Source organism: Coleofasciculus sp. D1-CHI-01, assembly GCF_040218875.1.
Lineage (GTDB): Bacteria > Cyanobacteriota > Cyanobacteriia > Cyanobacteriales > Coleofasciculaceae > Coleofasciculus.
On the sequence record NZ_JAVJQP010000205.1, the window covers coordinates 1 to 5,900 of the forward strand.

The following is a 5,900-nucleotide window of genomic DNA, read 5'->3' on the forward strand; positions in this document are numbered from 1 at the left end:
GATCGCGTTAACTAACCAGAATGGCACTTTGATATTAACCCAAGACGACTATACCCTTTGTCTGCTCAAAGCCGACTGCTGCATTGCCATGGCAGGAACCGCAACCGAACAATTTGTCGGATTAGGAAAACCTGCGATCGCGATTCCGGGAACGGGTCCTCAATACACCCCCGCTTTTGCCGAAGCGCAAACGCGACTATTAGGACCATCCTTAATTTTAGTCGAACAACCCGAGCGAGTCGCCCAAGTCCTCCAGAAGTTGTTAAGAGATCCCGATCGCGTGCAACTGATTGCCGACAATGGTCGCCGTCGTATGGGTCAATCTGGTGCAGCGCGGCGCATTGCCGATTGTTTGATGGAACGGTTTGAGAAATAATTCTAACCTTTGAAAGATGTTAGTTTGAGAGAAACTATTGTATTCCTAAACAGGAGATTCAATAAAAACCCGATCAAACTCATGCCCAATCTTGTCGAGACTGCCATCAACGCTGGTTCGTTCAACACCCTAGTCAAGGCGGTTGAGGCTGCCAATTTAGTCGATACTCTCAAGAGTCCTGGTCCTTACACCGTTTTTGCCCCTGTCGATGAGGCATTTGCGAAACTGCCAGAGGGAACCTTAGACACTCTCTTGCAGGATATCCCCAAACTCAAAAAAATTCTTACCTATCACGTTGTCTCCGGAGATGTCAGAAGCGATAACCTGATCGAGGTACAAGAAGTGCCAACCCTGGAAGGCTCAGTATTAGCGATCGATACATCCAGTGGTTATAAAGTGAATCAGGCTATTATTGTCAAGCCCGATATCCTGGCGGATAACGGTGTTATTCATGTAATTGACTCAATTTTAATGCCAGCAATCATGTCTAGTTGATTTTTTTATTTTGCGTACTCCGTCACTAATTAGTTAGTTTTAATACCCAAAACTTTACTGAAGAATAGTTTTGGGTATACTCTCAATATTTTCAATTGTTGTTAAGTTGTCGTTAGTGGTAGTAAGCCGCCCTAATCTGCTTTCATTCGCTTCCGTTTTGCTGCCAAGAAACCACCCAAGCCAAATAGCCCTAATAATGTGGTAGGTTCCGGTACAGATGCGATATCAGATTCGTCACCCAATTCTCCCGATGAATCGGTAGGCATTTCTTCGGTAACAGGGGGTTCAGGTTCAGGTTCAGAAGGTGCTTCTACAACAGGGGGTTCAGGTTAGTCTTCAGCAACAGGTGGTAGTTCGGGTTCAGAATCAACAGGTAACAAAGCGATTGGTTCGGGTATAGAGTTGATTGGAGTGATTGAATAGTCGAAAGATACTAAACCAGGCTCTGTAGAATTGTCATCAACCAGAGACATTGCTGTTTTGGTAAAACCGCCATTTACTGTCAAATTAACGCTAGAAGGGAACAATACAGAGGCACTAGCATTACCGCCAAACAAGACATGACAGGTACTCTCTAGACAGCTTTCGATATCAGCATAACTATAGTTTCCGGCAACAATTTCATCATCCCGGAAAAAGACATTAAACTCCGATAGGAAATTGTTCTCGGAATCTAGAATAGAACCCTGAACGTCAATAGAATCAATCAATGGTAAAACTGGGCTAGGTAGGAGTGCCTCTAAATAGTCTTCAACATGGTTAAGACCAAAGGTTAGCTCTTCATCTTCTGCATCAGATAACCGTTTTACTCTATGGGATACCAGGACTGATTTAGGTAAAGTAACTGTGAAGCTTATGTAAAGTGTTGATGAATATTTGGGCTGGTTTCATAGGGGTTAATGTGAGTATAGAAAAAGAGCTATATAGCTCTCTTAAATTTCATCTCATGTCTCTGATGAAAAATTTACTATTTTTTCGGCTTGCGTTTGGCGTTCAATAAACCTCCCCCAGCCAATAAACTGGCTAATAAAAATGAGGGTTCTGGAGCCGATGGAGTGTCTGTTGAAGAAAGAGGTTTTGCTGTTTGGGTCAGATTAAAACTTATATCAGCGTCAACTGGTATTGTTCCTAGAAACGGAATACCGACGGCAGCGCCAGGAACGGATAAGGAGATACCTCCTTGACCTGTTACGATACATGTAGCTGACAAACAGGTTTCAATTTCATTAAAATCATAGCCGTCCACAACCATTTCACCTGTGGGTGTGTCGTAAAAGAAATTAAAGCCCGATAGTTTATTGTTTTGAATATCAAAAACAGAACCACTTCCCTGAAAAGAAGTCAGGAAATCATCTTGATACAAAAATGACAAGAATTCTGGAAAGAGATCTGACAAGGTGTCAGATTCATTTTTCCAAGGAATGGTTAGCATAGTATCCCCTGTATCAGATAGCCTGCCGCTAACGTTGTCCATATCGAAATCTTGATCTATGGGTATTGTTACCTTATCCCCAGTAATATCAACACCGGGTAGATAAGGCAAATACTGGGATTGCACACTCAGATATCCAGAATACTTGAGATTGGTAACAGTAGCTGCCTCAACCGGAGCCATACCCACTGTTCCTAGCGCTATAGCTGTTCCAGCGATCGCCATGGATAATCTTTTCATATTGATTGTTCTCTGTTGTAGATATACGAGTTCTCTCTTAATCTATGGGATGTATAGACCTGATGAGGTAAAGTAACCGTGAAGTTTATATAAAGTTTTGATGAAGTTTTTGGATCGTCAAGTTGTGGGGAGGCGATCGCACAAAAAAAAGAGGGAGTGATCTCCCTCTGATATAATACAAACGCTCTTATCTGTAGCTGACTATTTTTTCCGCTTGCGCTTAGCAGCAAACATGCCACCCGCCGCCAACAGGCTTCCTAGTACAAAGGAGGGTTCAGGAGCCTCTTCCACTTCCACATTACTGGTTAGCTCAGGATCGTAGAGACCTGTATGAGACATCATATCCCCCTGTTCAAGCAACCCAGATTCTGCGGCGCTGAAGCTGTAATGGTAGGTCGTCTCTCCCTCATAGTCAATCTTGACGAGTTCAGCAGCTTGTATAGGGTTCCCGCCCAAAAACTCTGACAAGGCAGTTTTTTGGAACGAAGTTAGATCATCAAAGATCAGATCAACTGCATCATAGTGCCCCGCTAGCCCAACCTCTAGGCTTCCCGTAATATCATCCATGTCAACATAGGCAATATTCGGATCGCTGAATCGTTGAAATCCACCGTTATCCCGGAATGCGTTGAAAAGACTCACTTTACTATCGGGAATTTCGGGTATAAACATGTTCGCTGTCCCTAGCAAACCATCGGTGATGCCATAGGAGGTTAAAGCCGCCTCAAACCACTCGTTCGCTAAATTATCGGCTTCATAGTTAGTATCTAAGCCTTCCCCAAACCAATCCGTTGCCGTCAAACTGCTCAGGGTAATGCTGTTGTCCCCCAGATCACCCGTTAAGCTGGTCACCGTGGTGTAATCCAAGAATTCATCAAAGGATAGTTGTTCACTATTGGCGAATAGCTCAACATTCCCCCCCGGTTCACCTTTTTCACAACTGTTGCTGGGAATGAACGCTCCTCCAACCGAGCAACTTCCTTGCAAGACTGTTTCCAAATCTGCATCGTTGTTAAGCTTGGTAAAATCCACCGTCGCTGTAGGATCTGGATTGGGGACGTGTTCGTAGATTAAATAGTCTTCTCCTTTTTCACCCGTCACTTGAGGGTTAGTCAGAGATGCCGCCGACGCTGGATTGGTGGCGATCGCACTGACACCCATAACAAGTGATGCCCCGACGAGCAGTTTCTGGATATTCGTTTTCATTGCAGTATCTCCGTGACTTTATAGGTTGAGCCTTCTTAACAGCACATACACAGGGTTAGGCTTGGGCTAACCCACTCTTGGCTCTAATAACCTCTGGTTGCCCTCTAACAGGCGATGTCTTCAGCCCTTGAGCTTTCGTCGCCTGCACACACATTTCCTCATCTATTTATAAAGTTTACATGAAGTTTCGCAAAAAATCGATAAAGTTTCGATGAAGTTGTAGCCATTTTCTCTTATATATGCTAATAAACACTCAACAACTAAATATATATGAATTAATCTAGCAATCTGTATACCTTTGGTGGCATTTTGTAAAAAAAATGGTGTATCGCCACCGAAGAATGCCTACTCACTGACAAAAATCAGATCGTCAAACTACAAAGGGAGCCTGTTGGCTCCCTAAAAACTGATCTAATTGTCACAAGCGCCTATCTCAGCGACATTTGACCTAAGATTTTTGGCTCTGGCGTTTGGCGACGACTAAACCACCTACGCCAATTAAGCCGAGTAGAATCGAGGGTTCTGGCACGTCAACTGGATCAAGCGTAAATTGTGGATCGTAGACTCCAGTATGCGATCGCGTTCCATCGTTGGACGAAAGGGTAGAATCAGCCGCACTGAAGGTATAAGCATAAGTGGTTCTACCATTATGAGTTACTTTAACCACCTCACTAGCTTGCAACGGTATCTCAAATTGTGTGGAAGAGACGCCTAATAACATCTGTCTCGCGTCATAGTGACCCGCTAAACCAATATCCACGGTGCCGTTATCATTATTGACGTAGCTGATATTCGCGTCACTGAAACGTTGGAACCCACCGCTGTTCAGGAATGTATTGTATAAACTCTCTTGGCTGTAACCCAAAAAACCAAGTAAACTATCGTTAATATTGTAGGTATCCAGGGCATCACTAAACCATCTATTGGCTAATGTATTAGCTCCATAGCCAGTATTTAAGTCCTCTCCAAACCAGTCCACTGCCGTTAGGCTACTTAGCGTCATGCTTCTACCATCATCAAACGTCGCTTGTAAGCTGGTAACGTCCTGATTCGCTAAAAATTGATTCAGGTCAAGTTGTTCGCTGCTGGCAAATAATTCTAGGTTTCCACCGGGTTCACCGGGTTGACATTGATATTGAGGCAGATATGCGGGAACACTGCAATTTCCTTGTAGGAGAGCATTGATATCGGCGTTTGGATTGGCTACTGTTGTATCCAATATGCCATCATTATTCGTATCGATCGCCTCATATTTAATAATGTCTGAACCAGAGAGAGTAAATGTTGTTGCCGAAGCGGGGGCAGTAGCAAGCCCAGTGACACTGGCAAGAATTGATGCGCCAAACAGTAGTTTCTTCAGATTGCTTTTCATGATTTATTTCCTTAGTTATTGAGTGGTTACAAAGCCAGCCTGCTCTCAGATATCTTTTATTATAAAAAGCTCAACTATGCCAATGGGTGAAGCCCGTGTAAAACTTCTATAGGCTTCTGTGAAGATTGTGAGAAGATCAGGAAAACCTAGTGCAGCGCAGCAGACTCTAACTATTCAGTTGAAAAAGGTGCAACAGCTTACTGTACAAGCTTTCTTTCCTTCTGTCTCCTGCGTTCTGCCTTCTTGCACTAAGTAGTCGGATCAAAGAAAACGGCACTGTACTAAGTCTTGTAAATAGACCTCAAACCCTTACTGTTCCCTAATCTCCACCGTTAACTTTAATTGTATCCACCTACTTAGAGACTTAGGACGAGTTAAATAGGGAGAAAAAATACCTGATTTTTAAATTTATGTAACTGTTTTTTCCCAGTTTACTGGCAAAAATATTGAGATTTATGAATTATTAGATCATATCCTTCTGGTCAGTTATCATTTCCTTTTACCTTGCAACCTTGTAGTGTGAGCATCTTGCTCGCTACCCATTCCCAATCTAAATTGATGACAGCTTAATCTTGTCAAAATCTGGCGCGGGAACCTAGACTATCTGATTGAATACGCTGAATTAAGCCTTTTTAGCACTAAAGCGCAACTGTGTTATACCATCCCCCTTCCGTCCCCCTTTTGATCCCCCTTCCGTCCCCCTTTTGATCCCCCTTCCGTCCCCCTTTTGATCCCCCTTCCGTCCCCCTTTTGATCCCCCTTCCGTCCCCCTTTTGATC

At 43.5% G+C, this 5,900-nt stretch carries 6 protein-coding genes and 1 pseudogene; 2 read left to right on the forward strand and 5 right to left on the reverse strand.

Annotated features, from left to right (window positions below; translation table 11 throughout):
• Together RIB93_RS33755 and RIB93_RS33760 are read left to right on the forward strand one after the other, a co-directional pair.
• A pseudogene (locus tag RIB93_RS33755) lies at positions 1–376 on the forward strand (lipid-A-disaccharide synthase-related protein); the annotation flags it as partial.
• Between the two features lie 81 nt (positions 377–457).
• The gene (locus RIB93_RS33760) at positions 458–871 is read left to right on the forward strand and encodes a fasciclin domain-containing protein (protein WP_446379893.1); all 414 of its coding nucleotides are present in this window, start codon (positions 458–460) and stop codon (positions 869–871) included.
• A 131-nt stretch (positions 872–1,002) separates the two neighbouring features.
• On the opposite strand, the gene RIB93_RS33765 is transcribed toward RIB93_RS33760, so the two are convergent.
• From RIB93_RS33765 to RIB93_RS33785, 5 genes are all read right to left on the reverse strand, one after another.
• Positions 1,003–1,137, reverse strand: a complete 135-nt coding sequence (locus tag RIB93_RS33765) for a PEP-CTERM sorting domain-containing protein (protein WP_446379895.1) — start codon at positions 1,135–1,137, stop codon at positions 1,003–1,005.
• A 63-nt stretch (positions 1,138–1,200) separates the two neighbouring features.
• Positions 1,201–1,581, reverse strand: coding sequence for a hypothetical protein (locus RIB93_RS33770; protein WP_446379897.1), 381 nt, complete (start codon positions 1,579–1,581; stop codon positions 1,201–1,203).
• A gap of 257 nt (positions 1,582–1,838) precedes the next feature.
• Positions 1,839–2,543 (reverse strand): hypothetical protein, encoded by a 705-nt coding sequence (locus RIB93_RS33775; RefSeq protein WP_446379899.1) that lies wholly within the window; start codon positions 2,541–2,543, stop codon positions 1,839–1,841.
• A gap of 201 nt (positions 2,544–2,744) precedes the next feature.
• The gene (locus RIB93_RS33780; RefSeq protein WP_446379901.1) at positions 2,745–3,749 is read right to left on the reverse strand and encodes an NF038130 family PEP-CTERM protein; all 1,005 of its coding nucleotides are present in this window, start codon (positions 3,747–3,749) and stop codon (positions 2,745–2,747) included.
• Between the two features lie 448 nt (positions 3,750–4,197).
• Complete coding sequence (locus RIB93_RS33785) at positions 4,198–5,121, reverse strand: NF038130 family PEP-CTERM protein (protein WP_446379903.1); 924 nt, start codon at positions 5,119–5,121, stop codon at positions 4,198–4,200.
• Positions 5,122–5,900 lie beyond the last annotated feature (779 nt).